The sequence below is a fragment of the Mycobacteriales bacterium genome (assembly GCA_040902655.1).
Classification (GTDB): Bacteria; Actinomycetota; Actinomycetes; order Mycobacteriales; family SCTD01; genus SCTD01.
Genome location: JBBDWV010000057.1, coordinates 16,369 through 35,851 on the forward strand (window position 1 = coordinate 16,369; position 19,483 = coordinate 35,851).

Here is a 19,483-nt window from a genome sequence, read left to right on the forward strand (position 1 = left end):
CAGGCTACCGGGGGTCGTCGGCGCGCAGCCGCAGCTTCGGCGAGGGCGCGCCGGTCGGCGGGACGGACAGGCTGCGCAGCGCGGAGCTCATGATGTCGTGGAAGACCGGCCCCGCGACCGACCCGCCGTAGTAGCCCTTCTTGGGGTCCTGGATGGACACCGACAGGACCAGGCGCGGCGCGTCGGCGGGCGCGAAACCGACGAAGCTGGCGGTGTAGCCGTTGTAGCGCCCGTCGACCACCCGCTGCGCGGTGCCGGTCTTGCCGGCCACCCGGTAGCCGTCGATCGCGGCACTGACGGCGGTTCCGCGCTGGTTGGTGACGCCCTCGAGCATGCCGCGCAACCGGTCCGCCACGTCCTGGCTGACCACCCGGCTGGGCTCCGCCCGCGGCGCCGGGACGACCGTGCCGTCGGCATCGGTCGTCGAGGCGAGGATGGTCGGCTGCACGCGCAGGCCGCCGTTGGCGATCGTCGCGTAGGCCGACGCCATCTGCAGGCCGTTGACGGCATAGCCCTGGCCGATCGGGTGGGTGCCGTAGTCGGTGCCGGCCCAACCCTGCTGGTCCCGCAGGATCCCCCGGCTCTCGCCCGGCAGCTCGATGCCCGTCTTGGCGCCGATCCCGAAGCGCTTCAGCATCTCGTGCAGCTTGGCTCCGCCCACCTTCTGTGCGGCCATGATCGTGCCGACGTTGCTGGACTCGACCAGCACGCCGGTGAACGTCATCTGCTCGACCGGGTGCTTGTGGGAATCTTTGAAGGTCTTGTTGGACAGGCGGTACTGCCATGGCACGGACAGCGCGCTGTCCGGCGTCAGCGCGCCCGCCTCGAGCACGGCGGCAGCCGTGATCGCCTTGCCGGTGCTGCCGGGCTCGAAAACGTCGGACACCGCGCGGTTCCCGCGGACGGAGACGTCTGCCTTGCCCGGCTCGTTGGCGTCGAAGGTCGGCACGGAAGCCAGTGCGAGCACCTCACCGGTGGTGACGTCCATCAGCGTCGCGCTGCCGCTCTCGGCATTGTTCTGGGCGATCTGCCGGGCCAGGACCTGCTGGGCGTACCACTGCAGGTCCCGGTCGAGGGTGAGCCGCACGTCCCGGCCGGGCCGCGGCTCCACCGTGGAGGTGAAGCCGTTGGGAATGATGCGGCCCCCGCCGTCGACCTCGGCCGTCCGCTTGCCGTCCGTGCCGGCCAGCACGTCGTCGAACTGCATCTCGATACCGGCAGTGCCGCTGCCCTCGACCGTGGTGAAGCCGACGACATTGGCGGCGACCTGCCCGCCGGGCGCGACGCGGCGCGGTTCGGCGACGGTGCCGATGCCGACCAGACCGAGGTCGCGCACCCGGTTGGCCTGCTCCGCCTCGAGACCACGGGCCAGGTAGGCAAAGCCCTTGCAGCCCAGCAGTTCGGTCGCCGAGCAGGTCGCGCCGGTGGCCTTGGGAGACAGCTCGAGCCTGCTCTGGATCTCCTTCGCCGGCAGGCCGAGCACCGGCGCCAGCGCAGCGGCGATGGTGGCCGGCTCGCAGGGAGTCTTCGCGTCCGGCGGGCAGGTCGCCTTGGCGATGGTGCGTGGCTCGCCGTAGATCGCGCGGGCATCGACCGACAGGGCCAGCAGCTGGCCGTTGCGGTCGAGGATCGACCCACGGGGGGCCGCCAGCTTGACGGTGGACAACCGCTGCCGGCTCGCCTCGGAGGCGTACGCCTCGGCCTGGAAGCCCTGCAACCAGATCAGCCGGCCACCGATCAGCGACAGCATGATCAGCACCGCCAGCAGGCCCGTACGCAGGCGCACCGCGGGGCGGCCCATCCGCACCCGCCGGGGCGCGCGCGTGGTCGGGCGCCGGGTGCGCATCGCCGCCGCGGAGCGCGGGCGGCTGCCGGCCGCCGGGCGCCGCGGAACGGGAGTGCCCTCGCGGCCGGACGGCCGCGGGCCGCGGGGGCCTGCGGTCATCGGGCCGTCCGGGCCGGGGCCTCCGGAGGTGCCTGTGCCGGCGTCGCCGAGCCGAGCACGGTGCCGTCCGGCAGGCGCAGGAAGGTCGGTGGACCGGCCTGCACCATGCCCAGCGCGGCCGCCTTCTCCGCCAGCGTCTCAGACGCACGCGCCGCTTCGACCTCGAGCGTCAGCGCCTGCTCCGTGTCGGCCAGCGCCCGGGCCTCGACCTTCAGGGCGTGCAGCCGAAAGGCGTCCTTGGCGAGCGCCGTGTTGAGCACGAGCAGGCCGAGCAGGCCCGCGACCAGCAGGCAGACGACGGCCAGCACGAAGGGCGCCCGCGGGGAGGCCGCCTCGCGGGCCGGGACGAGAGTGAGGACGGCGCGGCGGCGGACGGCCGGCGCAGCGGAGGTGCGGGCGACCGGTGCGGCGGCGGTCATGCGGCGGCCCGGACCTTCTCGGCCGCACGCAGGCGCACCGACGCCGCACGCGGGTTGGCAGCGACCTCGCCGGGGGGCGCCTTGCCGGCACCCCGGACGAGCAGCCGGAGCTCGGGAACGGCACCCTCGGGCACGAACGGCAGGTCCACCGGGACGCTGGAGGCCGAGCGTGCGACGAGCGCAGACTTCACGATCTTGTCCTCGAGCGACTGGTAGGACAGGACGACCAGGCGGCCGCCCACACAGAGGGTGCCGAGTGCAGCCGGAATTGCCCGGCGCAACACGCCGAGTTCGTCGTTCACTTCGATGCGCAAGGCCTGAAAGGTCCGCTTGGCCGGGTGGCCGCCGGTCCGGCGCGTCGCGGCGGGGACGGCTGTGCGTACCAGCTCGGCCAGCCGGGCGGTGCTGGTGAACGGCTCGCGCGCGCGCTCGCGCACGATCGCGTCGGCGATGCGCGAGGCGAAGCGCTCCTCGCCGTAGTCCTTCAGGACCCGGGCCAGTGCCTTGCCGTCGTAGCCGTTGACGACCTCGGCCGCGGTACGGCCGGTGGTGGGGTCCATCCGCATGTCCAGCGGGGCGTCCCGGGCATAGGCGAAGCCGCGGTCGACCTCGTCCAGCTGCAGCGAGCTCACGCCGAGGTCGAACAGCACGCCGGAGACGCAGTCCAGCCCGAGATCGGCGAGCACCGCCGGCAGCTGGTCGTACACCGCGTGCACCAGCGTCACCCGGGCGGCGTAGGGCGCCAGGCGGGCGCCGCTGCGCCGCAGCGCCTCGGGGTCGCGGTCCAGGCCGACGAGCCGGCAATGCGGCGCGACCTGCAGCAGCGCCTCGGCGTGGCCGCCCATCCCGAGCGTGCAGTCCACGACCACGGCGTCCGGCCCGTTCAGCGCGGGAGCGAGCAGCCCGACGCAGCGCTCGAGTAGGACCGGGACGTGCGCCGGCTCCTCGGTGCCCATCTCAGGCCAGCGCGGACAGCGCCGCCTGAGCGACGACGGTGAGGCCGACGGTGAGGCCGAGCGCGCAGCCGAGCAGCAGCAGGCTCTCGCGGAGCTCGGCGCCGAGCCCGGGGGGCGGGGGCAGGGGCGGTACGGGACCGTCGGTGCGGGGCTGGCTGTCCATCTCGACCTCTCGAACATGCGGGGGTGGTGGTGGGGCCCTCCCGCCAGGTCCCCGCCCGCTCACCCGCCTGGCGCCGGGGAAGGTGCGCCAGGTGGGCGGGCGGTCGGAGGCCTCGCACGAGGGAAAGAGCTGTCAGGAGGTGAGCGCCACCTCCTCCTGCTCGGCGAACGCCTGCTCCTGGGCGGCCTCGTAGGCGCGCCAGGTCTCGGCGTCCCAGATCTCCAGGTGGGTGTTGGCGCCGATGACCACGCAGTCGCGCTGCAGGGCGGCGTAGCTGCGCAGGCCGGCCGGGACGGTGACCCGTCCGGTGCGGTCCGGGACCTCGTCGAACGCGCTGGCGAAGAAGATGCGCCGGTAGTCGCGCGCCGCCTTGGTCATCGGCTCCTCCTGCGAGGCGGCCTTGGCCGCGAAGGCGGCAGCGGTGAACACAAACAGGCAACGCTCCTGCCCCTTGGTGATCACGACGCCCTCCGCCAGCTGGTCCCGGAACTTCGCCGGCAGGATCAGCCGGCCCTTGTCGTCGAGCCGGGGGGTGTGGGTGCCGAGGAACACGGCCCCTCCTCCCGGTCCGCGGTCGTCGTGGAGCTCGGTGCTCCTCGATCCCCCACGCTACTCCACTTTCCCCCATCGTCAACGAGAAACTCCTTCTTGAGCCTTGTTCTGCGGCGGGAATCCCCAGGTCAGCTCGGGTGGGGCGCTGTGGGGCGGCTCGCCTCGTCCGGGACCTGATCCGAGGAACGACGGGAACCGGCGCAGCGACCGACACGTCGGAGGGGAGGGGCGACCGGTCGACCTGCCGGCCGGCGCGTCCGGTGAGAGACTTCCTTCGCTCTCCGCCCACACAGGAGGACCTCTCAGGTGGCACGCCGCACATCCCCGGCCCCGGCAGGACTGGACATGCTCCAGGAGTCGGCCGGTCGCATCCGCGACAACATCGAGCAGGTGATCGAGGGCAAGACCGAGGTGGTCGACCTCGCCCTGGTGGTGCTGCTCGCCGAGGGCCACCTGCTCATCGAGGACGTGCCGGGTGTCGGCAAGACGATGCTCGCCAAGGCGCTCGCGCGCTCGATCGACTGCTCCGTGCGCCGAATCCAGTTCACCCCCGACCTGCTGCCGAGCGACGTCACCGGGGTATCGATCTACAACTCGGCCACCCGCGAGTTCGAGTTCAAGCCGGGCGCGGTGTTCGCGAACCTCGTCGTGGGCGACGAGATCAACCGGGCCAGCCCCAAGACGCAGTCCGCCCTGCTCGAGGCGATGGAGGAGCGGCAGGTCTCCGTGGACGGCGTCACGTATGTCCTCGAGACGCCGTTCATGGTGATCGCGACGCAGAACCCGATCGAGATGGAGGGCACCTATCCGCTGCCCGAGGCCCAGCGGGACCGCTTCACCGCACGTGCCTCGATCGGCTACCCCTCCCCCGCCGCCGAGCTGGAGATGCTGGCGAGCCACGGCGCCGCCGAGCCGATCGAGGACCTGGAGCCGGTCGCGGACGGGCTCGAGGTCCGCAAGCTGATCGAGGCCGTGCGCAGCGTCCACCTCTCGACCGAGGTCAAGCAGTACGTCGTCGACCTGGTCGGCGGGACCCGCCGCTCGACCGACCTGCGCCTGGGCGCCTCCCCACGCGCCGGGCTCCAGCTGGTCCGCGCCGCCCGGGCCCGGGCGGCGCTCGCGGGTCGCGACTACGTGCTCCCGGACGACGTGCAGGCGCTCGCCCTGCCCGTGCTCGCCCACCGGCTGCTCCCCACCCCGGAGGCGCAGGTCTCGGGCCGGGCACCGCAGGACGTCGTCCGCGGCCTGGTGGAGTCGACGGCGCTGCCAGGGCCGCTGGCTCCGGCCCGACGGCGGTGACCGGACGACCGCGATGACCCGGCGGCGGCCGTCCCTGACCGGACTGACCACGCGCGGCCGGTGCCTGCTGGCCGCGGGTGTCGCGCTGACGGCGTGCGCACTGCTGCTCGGGCAGCGCGACCTGCTCCGGGTGGGGGTGTTCCTGCTCGCCCTGCCGCTGACGGCCGGCTGGCTGGTGTCGCGCACCCGCTACCGGCTGTCCTGCTCGCGCTCGCTGGAGCCGGCCCGGGTCCAGGCCGGTCGGGCGGCGACGGTCCGGCTGCGCCTGGACAACGTCTCGCGGCTGCCCAGCGGCGTGCTGCTCATGGAGGACGCGCTGCCGTACCTCCTCGGCGGCCGTCCACGCTTCGTGCTCGACCGGATCGAGCCGGGTGGCACGCGGGAGGTGTCGTACCAGATCCGCTCCGACGTCCGCGGGCGCTTCCCGAGCGGGCCGCTGTCGGTACGGCTGACCGATCCGTTCGGCCTGTGCGAGCTGACCCGGGCCTTCACCAGCACCGACGAGCTGGTCGTCACGCCGGTCGTCAGCCGGCTGCCGGCGGTCCGGCTCGACGGCGACCGGGTGGGCGGCGGCGACACCGCCGCCCGCTCGGTCTCGAGCAGCGGCACCGACGACGCGGCGACCCGGGAGTACCGGCACGGCGACGACCTGCGCAAGGTGCACTGGCGCTCGACTGCCCGGGTCGGCGAGCTGATGGTGCGCCGCGAGGAGCAGCCCTTCTCGAGTCGCGCGACGCTGCTGCTGGACGGTCGCGCCGCCGCGCACCGCGGCGACGGACCGGGCTCGTCGTTCGAGTGGTCGGTGAGCGCCGTCGCGTCGATCGGCGTGGGACTGGCGCGGGCCGGTTTCGGTCTGTCGCTGATGCGCGAGTCCGGTCAGCCGCTGTCGACGCCCGGGCTGCCGCTGACCGAGGGCCTGCTGCTGGACTGCCTCGCCGCCGTCTCGACGACCCGCAGCGGCTCGCTGCAGGGAGCGGCCGAACGGCTCCGGCGCGGCGGCCTCGGCGGCGTCCTGGTCGCCGTGCTCGGCGCGGTGGATCTCGAGGACGCCGACTCACTGGCCCGGCTGCGCACCGGGTCGGCCGGCTGCGTCGCCGTGCTGGTCGACGCCGACGGCTGGGCGCCGCTCGGTCCGCGGGCCCGGGCGGACGCTGTCCACCAGCACGAGCAGGCCGCAGCTCTGCTGCGGGCCTCCGGCTGGCGGGTCCTGCCGATCACCCACGGCACCACCCTCGCCTCCGTCTGGCCGCTGGCCGGCGGACGCGCCCTGTCCGGCCCGGTGGGCCTGGGCGGCCGCTCGTGAGCGCCTCCCCGCGTCTGACGCTGGCCGCCGCGCTGGCCGTCGTGCTCACGAGCGCCTCGCTCGTCCCGGTCTTCGACGGCCCCGGCTGGGCCCTGCGGGTGCTCGGTGCGGTGGCCGTCGTCGGCGGCTCCGGCGCGCTCGCCCGCAGGGTGGGACTGCCACGCCTGGTGCAGCCGCTGGCCGCTCTGATCGTCCTGGCCGGCTACGTCTGCGCCGCCTTCGCCCGTCCGACGCTGGCCTTCGGCGTGCTCCCGGGCACCGACACGCTGCGGCTGCTGGGCCGGACGATCGGCGCGGGCCTGGTCGACGTCGAGCAGCTCGCGCCGCCGGTGCCGACCAGCCCCGGGCTGGTGCTGCTCGCCGTGCTGGGCGTCGGCGTGATCGCCGTCGTCGTGGACGCGCTGGCCGTGACGCTGCGCAGGGCGGCGGTCGCCGGGCTCCCGCTGCTGCTGCTGTTCGCCGTGCCGGCGGCCGTGCTGCCCGGTGGCCTGGGCTGGTGGCCGTTCGCCGTCGGCGCCGCAGGTTGGCTCGGCCTGCTGCTGGCTGACGGCACCGACACCCTCACCCGCTGGGGGGCGCCGCCGCACTCCGGCTCCGGCGCCGGCCCGGCGCCGGACGATCCGGCCGCGGGGCGGGTGGGCCGGCGGATCGGCGCGGCCGCGCTGGGTGTCGCCGTGGTCGTCCCGGCCCTGGTTCCCGGGCTCGACAGCCGGTTGCTCGGCGACGGCCTGGGCGGCGGCGGGCCGGGCGGCTCGCAGACCACCACGACGTACAACCCGATCCTCGAGCTGGGTGGGCAGCTGCGGCTGCCGGAACCGGGCCGGCTGCTGCTGACCTACCGGACCGACGACCCGGCGCCGGACTACCTGCGGCTCACCACGCTGGACCGGTTCGACGAGGACACCGGCTGGTCGAGCTCGGAGCTGTCGGCGGACCCGCGGGAGGACGCGGTCCAGCGGGGAATCCCGGCACCCGAGGACACCTCCCTGGCCCCGGCCGGCGCGGTGACGACGACGATCGACATCGCGAAGGTCGACGGGCCGTGGCTGCCCACGCCGGCGGAGCCGCGGGAAATCGACGTCCGGGGCCCCTGGCGGTGGGACGCGGAGAGCTCCACCGTCTTCTCCGCGCGCACCACGCTGGGCGAGGTCGAGGGCACCTACACCGTGCAGTCCCGGCGCAGCCGTCCCGATCCCGAGCTGCTGCGCCGCACGTCCGATGCTCCCGAGGAGATCACGGAGGTCTACGCCGAGCGCCCGACGCTGTCGTCGTACGTCGGGCAGCTGCTGGCCGAGACGGTGGCCGGCGCCGGCACCGACTACGACCGGGTCGCCGCGATCCAGGCGCTGTTCCGGGACCGGTCGAACGGGTTCCGCTATGCGCACGACACCTCGGTGGAGGGTTTCGACCAGCCGGACGCGCTCGAGCGGTTCCTGCGGGGGCAGCGGGGCTTCTGCGAGCAGTACTCCTCCGCGATGGCGGCGATGGTGCGTGGCCTCGGGATTCCCGCCCGCGTCGCCGTCGGGTTCACGCCCGGCAGCCGCCGCGCCGACGGCAGCTACGCCGTGACGACCAGCGACGCGCACGCCTGGCCGGAGGTGTGGTTCTCCGGTGCCGGCTGGGTGCGCTTCGAGCCGACCCCGCGCACGTCCTCGCAGGTGACGACGCCCGGCTACACCGTGCCTCCGGTGCAGGCGCCGGAGCCCGACGCGCCGGACCCGGCCACCGGCGCCGCGCCTGCTCCGGCGGAGTCGGGGGCGCCGGGCAGCCCGGGTGCGCAGGACCGCGGTGACGACCTCGCCGGCGGCGCGACCGACGGCGGGTCGGGCCAGGGCCGCCGGATCGTCGGCCTGGCGTTCGCTGCGCTCGTCCCGCTCCTGCTGCTGGCGGTGCCGGCACTGCTGCATGCCGCCCGGCGCCGCCGGCAGTGGTCCTCCCCCACGCCGCTGGTCGCGTGGGAGCAGGTCCGCGAGGACGCGGCGGACGTCGGGCACCGCTGGCGACCGGCCGACTCACCGCGGGCGGCGGCGGACCAGCTGGCCGATTCCCGATCCCTCGACGCGCCGGGCCGCGCGGCGCTGGAGCGGCTTGCTCTCGGGGCGGAGCGGGCGCGCTACGCGCGGCCGGGGGCGGCCGGGAGCGGGGCCGGCGGCAGTCTGCTGGCGGACGCGAGGACCGTGCGCGCCGGGCTGCTGGCGGATGCGTCGCGCGCGCAGCGCTGGATCGCCCGCCTCGCGCCACCGTCGACGCTGCGCCGGGTGAGCGGCCGGCTCGGTACCGGCACAGCCGACGTGCTGGACGGTCTGGATGCCGCGGTCGGCGCTGTCGCCGGGCGGCTCCGGCATCCGCGCCGGCGCGGCCCGGCCTGAGGGACGCAGTACCCGGATGATCAGGAGCCGGCAGCGGCTGATCGAACCGACCGGCACGCAGGGGCGCTGGTAACGCCGGGGCTCAGCGGTCGCCGCCGCGGTCTTCCCAGCGGCGCTTCCACCGCTCCTCGAGGCGCTGCTTCATTCCGCCGTCACTGCCCCCCGGCTTGGGCGGCTTGCCGCGGCCGTTACCGCGGGAGCGGCCGGAGCGCTCGGGGGGGTCCACCACGTGCAGGTCGGCACCGCCGGGCTGCAACCGCTTCCACGCGGTCATCGCCAGGAGCAGGGCGCCGACCATGACCACGAAGCCGGCCACGCCGATGACGGTGCCGAGCGCCTGGCCGCCGAAGCCGATCAGCCCGGTCAGCAGCAGTGCGAAGCCGAGGACCAGCACGAAGGCGGCCCGGCGCAGCCGCCGGCGCATGTGGGTACGCAGGTCGGTCGCGCGCACCGTGGAGGCGAACTTCGGGTCCTCCTGGTAGAGGGCGCGCTCGATCTGGTCGAGCAGGCGCTGCTCGTGATCAGAGAGCGGCACGGCGCTCCCTCCCGGAGGACGTCGAGGTCATGAACTGTGGCCCGCCCCTGACAGCCGGGCCACACGTTTGAGGATACGAGGACGAGGCGCTTCGGGAAAGGCGGAACTGGAGGTCATCGTTCATCAGTTGCTCCGCGAGGAGTCGCAGGGTGTCGCCGCACGTTCATGCTGTGCCCTTTCCGGAGGCCTGCCGACCATCCCCGCGGGGTCGACCAGTGTTGCCGGGCGCACCGCTCCGGCCCCGAACCGGCGGGCCGCCTGGTCCACCGCGCGTTCGGCGTCGCGCCAGCCGTGCTCCCGCTCGCCCAGGGCCAGTTGGTGCGGCGTACCGCCGGCGGCGCCGAGACCCTCCACCCGGACCCCGACCAGCCGGATCCGGGCCCGCTGCAGCCCGAGCGCGTCGTACAACGCCGACGCCGTGTCGTACACCACCCGGCCGACGTCCGTCGGCTCGGGCAGTGTCCTGGCCCGGGTGATGGTGGTGAAGTCGGCGAAGCGCACCTTGATCGAGACGGTACGACCGACCGTGTCCGAGGCACGCAGTCGCGCAGCGGTGTGCTCGGACAGTCGGAGCAGCTCGCGGGTGATCACGGCCGGATCGTCGACGTCGGTGGCGAAGGTGTTCTCGGCGCCGAGGCTCCTGTCCGGCTCGTGCGGCACGACCGCCCGCTCGTCGCGGCCCCAGGCGAGCGCGGCGAGCTGCCGTCCGGCCGCGGGGCCGAGCGCGCGGGTCAGGGTGGTGGTGGGGGTGGCGGCCAGATCTCCGACGGTGTGCAGGCCCAGGCGGCGCAGCACCTCCTCGGTCTTGCCGCCGACGCCCCACAGGGCGCTGACCGGCAGCGGGTGCAGGAAGGCGACGACGTCGTCGGTCGGTACGACCAGCAGCCCGTCGGGCTTGCAGCGGGCGGAGGCCAGCTTGGCGACGAACTTGGTGGTCGCGACGCCGACGGAGCAGGTGATGCCCTGCTCGTCCTCGACGGTCGCCCGGATCCCCTCGCCGATCTGGCGGGGGGTACCGAGCCGGCGGGCGGCGCCGCGCACGTCGAGGAACGCCTCGTCGAGCGAGATCGGCTCGACCAGTGGCGTCACCGCCCGGAAGACCTCCATCACCCCGTGCGAGGCGCGGGCGTAGGCGTCGTGGTCCGGCGCCAGCACGACGGCCTGCGGGCACATCCGACGGGCCCGCATCATCGGCATCGCGCTGTGCACGCCGTGCCGGCGCGCTTCGTAGGTCGCCGACAGCACCACACCACGGGTACCGCCGCCGCCGACGATCACCGGCTGCCCGCGCAGGTCGGGGCGGGCCAGCAGCGAGACGCTGGCGTAGAAGGCGTCCATGTCGACGTGCAGCACGGTGCAGCCGGCATCGTCGCCGGGCGGACCGGTCGGCGGTCCGAGCGGCGGCACGGACCCGCGGCTCATGATCCGGCCCCGCAGCTCATGATCCCGCCCCGGATGTGGTCATCGCGAGGTCAGCGCAGGACGGCGAGCAGGTGCAGCGAGGTGGCCAGGTCGCGGAACGGCGCCCGGTCCGACAGCGCCCGCTCGAGGGCGAGCAGCGCGGCGGCCGCCCCGGGCTCGGTGTCGAGTACGGCGCTCGGGACCAGGTCGCTGACGACCCGCACCCCGTGCAGCTGCTCGACGACCAGGCCCGCGCCGGTGACCAGCGCGGCCAGCGCCTCCCCGGTGAAGCGGCGGCGGGTGCCGTCGGCCGGGCCCCACCGGCCGGCCGGATCGGTGAGGGCCCGGGCCGCCTCCTCCGGATGACCGGCCAGGGCGCGGGCGAAGACGGCGGCGGCACGGTTGGCGGCCAGCAGGCTGAGCCGGCCGCCGGGGCGCAGCAGCCGCACGGCGCCGGCCAGCGCCTCGGCCGGGTCGTCGACCAGCTCGAGCACGCTGTGGCACAGCAGCAGGTCGACGCTGCCGGGCTCGACCAGGCCGGGCAGCTCGGTGAGGTCGCCCTGGACAGCGGCCACCCGGTCGCCCAGGCCGTGCTCGGCGACCCGCCGCTGGAGCGCGGCGAGCGAGTCCGGGCTCGGGTCGACGACGGTGACCCGGTGACCGGCTGCGGCCAGCGGGACGGCGAACCCGCCCGTACCGCCGCCGGCGTCGACGACGTGCAGCCCGGCGCCGGAGGGATCGGCCTCGGCGAGCACGGCGGACAGGACCTCCCACACCACCGCGGTGCGGGCGGAGCCGGCGGGGCCGGTGAGCGGCTCGGATCGCACCACGGCCCCCTTCCCGGCGCCGTCCGGAACGACGCGCTCGCAGCAGAGCCTAGTGACGACGCCAGGGGCCGGGGAGGTTTCGTACCAGGGTGCGCCGCCGCTCGACCTGGACGCGCCGGTCGGCCACCAGTGCCGGCGTGTCGATGGTGACGGTCGCGCTGTCGGAGGTCGTGGTCTCCGGGGGCGGGACCGGTCGGGTCAGCACCGGTGACACCCGGCCGGTCCAGTAGGACGTCTCCTTCAGGGCACCGGCCCAGGAGAAGCTGAGGTGGACGTGGTCGGTGTGCGGATTGGCGCCGGTGTAGGACTGCCAGCCCCTGTCGGCCTGGTAGCTCTTCCAGATCCGGGAGTCCCAGATGACGTACATCACGCCCAGCCGGCGGGCCATGGCGGCGGAGTTGCCGTGCTCGTCGGGAGCCAGCAGCCAGTCCATCAGGTCGGCCACCTGGGCGACCTGGGTCGGATCGGCGGTGTTGGCCCGCCAGTCCCAGGCGCGCCCCTCCTTGTGCTCGCTGGTGCCGCCGGACGTGCAGGCGCGGGTCATGCCCGAGTCGCCGGTGCCGGGATAGGCCGCCAGCACCAGGTCGCGAAAGGCCACGACCCCCGGCCGGACGACCGGCTCGCAGGCGGTCTGGCCCTGGTACGGCGAGAAGCCCTCGATCGCGCTGTCGGGACTGACGGTGGCGGGCGCCGCCGCGGCCGGGGAGACAGGCAGGAGCACGACCAGCACGCCGAGCAGGGCGCTGGTCAGGACGCGCGCGACGACGGCAGGAGACCGGCGGGTGGCGACGGCAGGAGACCGGCGGGACAGGACACGGGAGCAGGAAGGCACAGCGCAGGGACCTCGCGGCAGGAGTCGGGAACCTCACGCCTGGCGCAAGGTCGTACGGCGGCATGCGGGCCGCCTGTCCTGCTTCGGCCCGACCCGGCGGGTGCTGGAGTGCTGCGTGCGGATCTGTGTCCGAATGGTGACCTGGGAGGCCGGTGGGGCTGATCGGCAGCATGGGACGCCTGGGGCGCATGTGCCTCATCGGCCCGAACTCCCAGGGCTGGCGTGCCACAGCCTGCGCGGCGCGGTCGGCTGGCCGCGCGAGGGCCCGGTGTCGCTCGTGACGGCCGGCGGGCTGATCATCACCGGCCGGGTGGAGCGGCTGGCCGCCGCACCCTGGACGGCCGCCTCGGTGATCAGCGCCGGTGTCGCCATCAGCTCCCGGACCGCGTCCAGCCCGCCGGCCTGCCACGCGGCGTACAGCGCGGGCAGCTCCCAGCACCCGACCGCCTGCATCGAGACGCCGCGCGGGCCGGTGCGCCGGACCAGCCCCTGGATCACGAGCAACCAGGAATGGAAGACGATCGAGGCGTAGCCGACCTGCGCGTCCTCGAAGAAGGTCGCGTCGAGCGGGCCGGTGGAGTCGTCCAGCGTCACGAAGATCACCCGTCGACCGGAGCGGATCGGCGGCGTCTGCGTCGCGACCTTCACTCCGGCGACGAGAACCTCCTGCCTCGAGCGGCAGCCGAGCAGGTCACGCGCCCGGATCGTGCCGAGCTCGTGGAGGAAGGGCGCGTAGGCGTCCATCACATGGGAGCTGACGTCCAGGCCGAGCACGTCGAGCTCGGCCCGCACCCGCTCGGCACCCGTCATCTCCGGCAGTCCGTGGGAGACAACCTGTCCGGGGGTGTCGCCGAGATCCAACGCGAGCTGCACGTCGACCGGCTCCGGCGCTGCCGGCGCCTGTGACTGCCGGACCCGCCGCTCGCGGACGTCGGCAAGCTCGACCACGGACGAGGAGGGTGTACGAGAAGGACGCCGTGGGTCGGCCTCGCGCCCCGCAGCAGCGTTTGAGCGGCTCCAGCGGTCGAGCTCGGCCACCTGGAGCAGCAGGTCGCGGCGGGTGATCTGGCCGCGCCGGCGGACCGGGACGGTCGAGCCGAGGCCGTAGACGGAGTCGAACGCTCCGGCCACGACCAGTCGCTCGGCGACCGGGCGGGAGACCTGGGCGCGGTGCCAGAAGTCCGACAGGCTCGCGTAGGGCCGGCCGGCCACGACCCGCACCACCTCCGCATCCGAGATGCCCTTGACGTCGGCCAGCCCGATCCGGATGCCGTAGCCGCGCCCGTCCGGCACCCGCGGGTCGGACGGCGCGCTGCGCGGCCCGCTGACGCCGCCCAGCACACCCGGCCCCTCGACCGCTGCCTCGCCAGTCCCGCGCAGATCGCAGTGATCCACGGGGACTTTCAGGTGGATCGAGGGTCCCGATCCACCTCGAAGCTCGCGTGGATCATCCAGGGCAACGGGCGGCGGGGCGGCCGCCGGGGCAACGAGCGGCGGGGCGGCCGCCGGGGCGCCGGCCTGATCGAGCACCGCCGGCGGCGGCTCGTCCAGCAGGCCGACCCGCTCCACGCGGTACTCCGCGTCGGAGGTGTTGACGTCGAGCCCGAGGATCGCGATGCCGAACTGCCGGGCGTCGTCGAGGATCAGCCGCTTGGGGTACATGCCAGGGTCGTGAGTGAGCACGCCGGCCAGGAACGCGGCCGGGTGGTGCGCCTTGAGCCAGGCCGACTGGTAGGTCGGCAGCGCGAACGCCGCGGCGTGCGCCTTGCAGAAGCCGAACGATCCGAAGGCCCTCAGCACCTCCCACACCCGCTCGACGACACCGAGCCCGTAGCCGGCGGCCAGCGCGGTCGGGAGAAACCAGGCGTGCACCTCGACCTGGCCCTCCGGGGTACCGAGCGCGCGGCGGACCTCGTCGGCCTCGGCCAGCGGGCAGCCGGTCATCGTGCTGACGATCTGCAGGACCTGTTCGTGGAAGACGACGACACCGCAGGTCTGGGCGAGCGCCGGCTCGAGGTCAGGGTGCAGGTAGTCCGGCGGCTTCCACCCCTGTCGCGCCTCGAGGAACGGCCGGACCATGTCGCTCTTGACCGGCCCCGGCCGGAACAGCGAGATGTCGACGATGAGGTCCTCGAAGGTCTCCGGCGCGAACTTGCCGACCAGCTCACGCTGCCCCGGCGACTCGATCTGGAAGCAGCCGAGAGTCCGGGTCGACTGGATGAGCTCGAAGGTCCGCGGGTCGTCGCGCGGCACGGTGTCGAGGTCGACCGGAGCGCCGTCCACCCGGGCCACCTCGCCGACCGCGTGCTGCATCGCCGACTGCATCCGGATGCCGAGCACGTCGAGCTTGAGCAGCCCCAACTCCTCGACGTCGTCCTTGTCGAACTGGCTCATCGGCAGGCCCAGCCAGCTGGACTCGACAGGGGTACGGTCCAGCAGCGTGCGGTCGGACAGCAGCACCCCGCAGGGATGCAGCGCGACGTGGCGCGGCAACCCGTCGAGCCGCTCCACCAGACGCAGCAGCAGGTCGAGGCGGCCTGGCCCTCCACCAGGTGATGAGCCGCCCCCCGCCAGGCCGCTGGCCCGCAGCTCGGGCAGGTCGCGCATCGCCGCCCGCACCTGGTTGGCCCTGATGTGCGGGAACGCCTTGGCCAGCGCGTCGACCTCGCCGGAGGGCAGCCCGAGCGCGGCGCCGACGTCGCGGATGCCGTGCCGGGCGCGGTAGGTGTCCATCATCGAGACGCAGGTGCAGCGCTCCCCGCCGTACCGGGCGAGGATCTGGTCGTAGACCTCCATCCGCCGGGCGGACTCGACGTCGATGTCGATGTCGGGCAGCGCCGAGCGCAGCGGCGACAGGAAGCGCTCCATCAGCAGGCCGTACCGGATCGGGTCGACGTCGCTGATGCCGAGCAGGTAGGTGACCAGCGAACCGGCGCCGCTCCCCCGCGCCGCCACCCGGACCCCCATGCTCTTGATCAGGTCGACGACCTCGGCGACGGTGAGGAAGTACGAGGGGTAGCCGAGCCCCTGGATGACCCCGAGCTCGTCCTCGAGCCGGGCCAGGGTGCCGGAGTCGCGGGCCAGCCCGCGCCGGCCGAAGCCGGCCTCGCACCGTGCGCGCAGCATCGCGCCGGGTTTCCCGTCGCCGGTCTCGAGCTCGGGGAAGTGCACCTGGCCGATGCCGAGGTCGCGGCGCGGGTCGACCGCGCACCGGTCGGCCTCGGACCGGGTGCGGGCCAGCAGGGCGCGGCCGTCGTCACCGAGGCCCGCCGCCCGCGCGACCTGCTCGGCCACGAACGCCATCTCCTTGCCGGACAGCAGCGCAGCCTCGGCGTTGCGGCGGTCGACGTGGCGCAGGTCGAGCGCGACCAGCCGGCGGGAAGCGTCGAGTACGTCGGCGGTGGGGGCGTCGCTGCGGTCGGCATAGCGGACGACGTTGGTGAGCACCGCGCTGGCGCGCTGCTCGGTCGCGAAGCCGAGCAGCCGGGCGGCCCGGCCGACGTCGCCCGGCCCGCGGTGGCAGACCACCTCGACGACGACGCCGTCGCGGCCGAGCACCTCACGCCAGCGGGCCAGGTGCCCGCGGGCGACGTCGTCGCGCCGGGCGGCCACCGCACGGCCCAGCTCGGAGGCCGGCCCGAGCAGGACGGCCAGTGAGCCGGCCTGGGCGGCCCCGCCGGCGTGCGCGGCGACCAGGTCGAGCGTGCTGACCGGCGCGCCGCGCTCGCCGGCCAGATGGGTGGCCGAGATCAGCCGGCACAGCGCCGCCCAGCCGCGGCCGTCGCGGGCGAGCAGCACCACCCGCGGCAGCGCCGCCCCGGGCTGCTCCAGGAAGGCACCGCCACGGGCCGGTGCGGCCCGTCCCGGTCGCGGCGTCCCGGACCGTGGCGGACCGGACCGCGGCGTCCCGGGAGCCGGCGCCACCGGAGCCATGGCCAGGTCCACCCCGAACACCGGCCGGATGCCCGCCGCTGCGCACGCCTTGGCGAACTTCACCGCGCCGTACGCCCCGTCGCGGTCGGTCAGGGCGAGGGTGTCCATGCCGTGCTCGGCGGCCCGGTCGACGAGCACCCGCGGGTGCGAGGCGCCGTGCCGCAGCGAGTAGCCGGAGGCGACGTGCAGATGGACGAACGGGTCGGGCACGGTCAGCCGGACCGGAGCAGCAGCTGGCCGGACAACCCGAGGGACGCCTCGACCACGCCGAGGAAGAACTCGGCATCGCGCACCAGGTCGTCCGCCTCCCGACCGGTGGCCGCCGAGGGCAGCCCGGCTTCGGCGGCCGCCCGCTTGGCTGCGCCCGCGGCGAAGAAGGCAGCCCACTCGGCCAGCTCGGGGGCGACGTCGGCGAGCAGCACCCAGGCGCTGGTCGGCCGGGCGCGCCGGCCGGCTGCCGGGCGGGCACGGCAGGCCAGCACCGCGGCGGCGGCGCGCAGCGCGGCCAGGTGCGCGGCGGCATAGCGCTCGCCGGGGGTGGCGGCGGTGCAGGCCTCGAGCAGGCCTCGGCGGGACAGCGCGAGCAGGGTGCCGGCGGGCAGACCCGCAGCAGGAGCAGTCATCGAAGCGTCCTCTCAGTCCAGGACCCGGGCGAGCGACCAGCTGCCCGTGGACCAGTCGAAGCACAGGTCGTAGACACCGGTGCCGGCTGCGCGACCCGCGCCGGCCTCGACCCGGAACCAGTCCTGCTCGCCGTCCTCGATCGAGACGGACGCCGGGATGTGCCCGTCGGACAGCCCCCGGACGGCGGCGCTGCGCCACCAGCCGCCGGACTCGGTCCAGCGGGCCAGCACCTCGCGCACGACGTAGAGCCGGCCGCGCCACAGGAACTGCACCGGCTCCTCGTCCCGGCGCGAGACCTCGACGACGTCGGCGTGCAGGCGGGACACGGCTCCTCCTCCCAGGACGTGCGGGCAGCGGGCGCTGTCCGCGGGCGCCGGGGGAAGTCGGCACCGGGCGAGCCGGCCCGGACCAAGCGCTTCCCCACGCTCGGCCCGGGCCGACGGTCCCGCCCGACGGTGCGGAGGGTCGAGTCTCTGCGCCGCCGAGCGGGAGTCCGCCCGCGGCGGGTCCGCAGACCCGCCGTCATGATCGCTCGAACGGACGTTCGAACAACATGGACAGTAGACACCGCCTCCGACAGGACCGTCAACTCGACCCGGGGTCGAGGAACCGGCCCGCACCCTCAGGCGAGGTCGTCCGGGTGGCTGTGCGGCTGCTGGACCGCACCGACCGCTGCCTCGCGCCCCGGCAGCGGGACGCGGTAGAGGCAGACGTCGCAGTTCATCCGCAGATCGCCGGTGAGTACCTCGTCGTAGCGGCCGACCAGCAGCGACGTCAGCCCGTCGCTGACCCCGAGTGGGGCGGACACCACGACCTCGATCCCCTCCACCGACTGCGCCGACCGCTCGACCAGCCGCGGCAGGTAACCCGGTCCGAGGAAGTAACGGGCCACCGAGGCACGGGAGAAACCCTGCGTCCGAAGGCGTTCGAGCGCCTCCGGCACGGTCGGGCGGGCGGTCGAGGCGAAGGCGATGTCCACCGACGGCCAGCTGCGCCCCTCGAAGAGCAGCCGGGCGGTCGCGGCGACCTGCGCGTTGGCATCGGGGTCCAGCGCCCCGCCGGCCACGAGCAGCACCGGGTCGGTGTCCCGCGCGCCGGCCTCGGCCAGCCGGCGGACCAGCACGTCGACGAGGACGGGATGCGGGCCCAGCGGCCGGCCGTAGCGCAGCCGCACCGCGGGATGCGCCAGCCGCCCTGCCTGCACCGAAGCCGCCACGTCGGTCTTGCTGTGCGAGGCGGGGGTGAGCAGCAGCGGCACGACCGCGATGTCGCGCACCCCCTCCGCGACCAGGTCCGACAGCGCCGTCCGGATCGAGGGCGAGGCGTTGTCGATGTAGGCGGCGGCGGTCCGCAGCCCCGGTCGCAGGACGGCCGCGCGGACGAGCAGCTCCTCGACGACCGCCTGGGACGCCGGATCCCGCGAGCCGTGGGCGACGCCGAGCAGCACGGTCATGCGGCCCCCCCGGCGGCCCCGGGCCCCCCGGCGGCCCCGGGTCCGCCGGCACCCGGCACGGCCCCGGCACCCGGCACCCCGACACCGGGCACGACCTCGACCGCGACGCCCGCTTCGGCGCAGGCGGCGACCTCGTCCAGACCACCGGCCGGTCCGTGCCCGTCCCCGACCCTGAGCCGCACGACCCGCCTGCCGTCCTGCGCGCGCGAGACGAGCAGGGCACCCAGATCGCGCTGCGCGTCCGGCGGCCCGCCGACCTCGACGACCTCGACCTCCTCGGGCAGCGGGACGTGTGGCGCCCGCCGGTCCCGGACCACGACGTCGGCGCCGGCCAGCAGCCGCCGCGCCCGCACGGTGAGCAGGTCGGGGTCGCCCGGGCCGGCGCCGACGAACGCGACAGAGCCGGCGCCCGGACGGGACCGGCGCAGCGGCAACGAGCCGGTGTCCAGCGCCAAGGCGAGCGCGTCCCGGAGCGCGGCCGCCCGGCGCGGGTCGCCGCCGGCGCTCACGGACACGACCACGTCGTCCACGCGCGCGACGGCCGGCACCCAGGCCGGCGAGGTGGCGGCGTCGTCCGCGCGTACGCACCACACCCGACGCTGTTCGCAGGCGGCGGCGACCAGGTCGTCGACGCGGCCGGTGCAGGCCAGCACCAGCCAGGCCCCGTCGACGTCGGCGGGCTCGAAGGCGCGACGGCGGACCGGAACGTCGGGAAAACCCTCCGCCAGCTCGGGCGCGACGACCCGCACGTCCGCCCCGGCCAGGGCACGCACCCGACGCGCAGCCACCGCTCCCCCGCCGACGACGAGCACCCGCCGGCCGGCCAGGTCGAGGTGCAGGGGGAAGCGGCTCACGGGGGCAGCGTCCTCGCC

At 75.0% G+C, this 19,483-nt stretch carries 17 protein-coding genes; 3 read left to right on the forward strand and 14 right to left on the reverse strand.

All coding sequences use genetic code 11. The annotated features are described in order from the left end of the window. Window positions 1-4 precede the first annotated feature (4 nt). The 5 genes from WD794_16405 to mraZ form a co-directional block, all read right to left on the reverse strand. Window positions 5-1,945, reverse strand: a complete 1,941-nt coding sequence (locus WD794_16405; protein ID MEX2291894.1) for a penicillin-binding protein 2 — start codon at window positions 1,943-1,945, stop codon at window positions 5-7. Then, window positions 1,942-2,364, reverse strand: coding sequence for a hypothetical protein (locus tag WD794_16410; GenBank protein ID MEX2291895.1), 423 nt, complete (start codon window positions 2,362-2,364; stop codon window positions 1,942-1,944). Before WD794_16410 ends, WD794_16405 begins: the two co-directional genes overlap by 4 nt. Continuing rightward, a complete protein-coding gene (rsmH, locus tag WD794_16415; protein ID MEX2291896.1) occupies window positions 2,361-3,320 on the reverse strand; it encodes a 16S rRNA (cytosine(1402)-N(4))-methyltransferase RsmH in 960 nt (319 codons plus the stop codon). The genes WD794_16410 and rsmH overlap by 4 nt, the downstream gene beginning before the upstream one ends. Before the next feature lies 1 nt (window position 3,321). Continuing rightward, window positions 3,322-3,483 carry a hypothetical protein gene (locus tag WD794_16420; protein ID MEX2291897.1) on the reverse strand — a complete coding sequence of 54 codons (162 nt, stop codon included), beginning with the start codon at window positions 3,481-3,483 and terminating at the stop codon, window positions 3,322-3,324. 132 nt (window positions 3,484-3,615) lie between these two features. Continuing rightward, window positions 3,616-4,035, reverse strand: a complete 420-nt coding sequence (gene mraZ, locus WD794_16425) for a division/cell wall cluster transcriptional repressor MraZ (GenBank protein MEX2291898.1) — start codon at window positions 4,033-4,035, stop codon at window positions 3,616-3,618. Window positions 4,036-4,341: 306 nt separating this feature from the next. On the opposite strand from mraZ, the gene WD794_16430 reads away from it, so the two are divergent. From WD794_16430 to WD794_16440, 3 genes are read left to right on the forward strand one after another with little or no spacing between them, the layout of a single operon-like run. Continuing rightward, entirely contained in the window at window positions 4,342-5,334 is a 993-nt protein-coding gene (locus WD794_16430) for an AAA family ATPase (GenBank protein MEX2291899.1), read from the forward strand. Between the two features lie 13 nt (window positions 5,335-5,347). Further along, window positions 5,348-6,637: a DUF58 domain-containing protein gene (locus WD794_16435; protein ID MEX2291900.1), complete on the forward strand. Its 1,290-nt coding sequence runs from the start codon at window positions 5,348-5,350 to the stop codon at window positions 6,635-6,637. Next, on the forward strand, window positions 6,634-9,006 hold the full coding sequence (locus WD794_16440) for a DUF3488 and transglutaminase-like domain-containing protein (GenBank protein MEX2291901.1): 2,373 nt from the start codon (window positions 6,634-6,636) through the stop codon (window positions 9,004-9,006). Before WD794_16435 ends, WD794_16440 begins: the two co-directional genes overlap by 4 nt. Before the next feature lie 82 nt (window positions 9,007-9,088). On the opposite strand, the gene WD794_16445 is transcribed toward WD794_16440, so the two are convergent. From WD794_16445 to WD794_16485, 9 genes are all read right to left on the reverse strand, one after another. After that, window positions 9,089-9,541, reverse strand: a complete 453-nt coding sequence (locus WD794_16445) for a DUF3040 domain-containing protein (GenBank protein MEX2291902.1) — start codon at window positions 9,539-9,541, stop codon at window positions 9,089-9,091. Window positions 9,542-9,664: 123 nt separating this feature from the next. Next, window positions 9,665-10,963, reverse strand: a complete 1,299-nt coding sequence (dinB, locus tag WD794_16450; protein ID MEX2291903.1) for a DNA polymerase IV — start codon at window positions 10,961-10,963, stop codon at window positions 9,665-9,667. Between the two features lie 50 nt (window positions 10,964-11,013). After that, on the reverse strand, window positions 11,014-11,769 hold the full coding sequence (locus WD794_16455) for a methyltransferase domain-containing protein (protein MEX2291904.1): 756 nt from the start codon (window positions 11,767-11,769) through the stop codon (window positions 11,014-11,016). A 49-nt stretch (window positions 11,770-11,818) separates the two neighbouring features. Further along, window positions 11,819-12,601: a hypothetical protein gene (locus tag WD794_16460; GenBank protein ID MEX2291905.1), complete on the reverse strand. Its 783-nt coding sequence runs from the start codon at window positions 12,599-12,601 to the stop codon at window positions 11,819-11,821. Between the two features lie 195 nt (window positions 12,602-12,796). Beyond that, window positions 12,797-16,744, reverse strand: coding sequence for a DNA polymerase III subunit alpha (gene dnaE / locus WD794_16465; protein MEX2291906.1), 3,948 nt, complete (start codon window positions 16,742-16,744; stop codon window positions 12,797-12,799). Window positions 16,745-16,746: 2 nt separating this feature from the next. Beyond that, window positions 16,747-17,157 (reverse strand): SAV_6107 family HEPN domain-containing protein, encoded by a 411-nt coding sequence (locus tag WD794_16470; protein MEX2291907.1) that lies wholly within the window; start codon window positions 17,155-17,157, stop codon window positions 16,747-16,749. Between the two features lie 12 nt (window positions 17,158-17,169). After that, window positions 17,170-17,484: a DUF6504 family protein gene (locus tag WD794_16475; GenBank protein MEX2291908.1), complete on the reverse strand. Its 315-nt coding sequence runs from the start codon at window positions 17,482-17,484 to the stop codon at window positions 17,170-17,172. A gap of 296 nt (window positions 17,485-17,780) precedes the next feature. Then, window positions 17,781-18,611 carry a sirohydrochlorin chelatase gene (locus tag WD794_16480; protein MEX2291909.1) on the reverse strand — a complete coding sequence of 277 codons (831 nt, stop codon included), beginning with the start codon at window positions 18,609-18,611 and terminating at the stop codon, window positions 17,781-17,783. Further along, the gene (locus WD794_16485; GenBank protein MEX2291910.1) at window positions 18,608-19,465 is read right to left on the reverse strand and encodes an NAD(P)-dependent oxidoreductase; all 858 of its coding nucleotides are present in this window, start codon (window positions 19,463-19,465) and stop codon (window positions 18,608-18,610) included. The genes WD794_16480 and WD794_16485 overlap by 4 nt, the downstream gene beginning before the upstream one ends. Window positions 19,466-19,483: the final 18 nt, after the last annotated feature.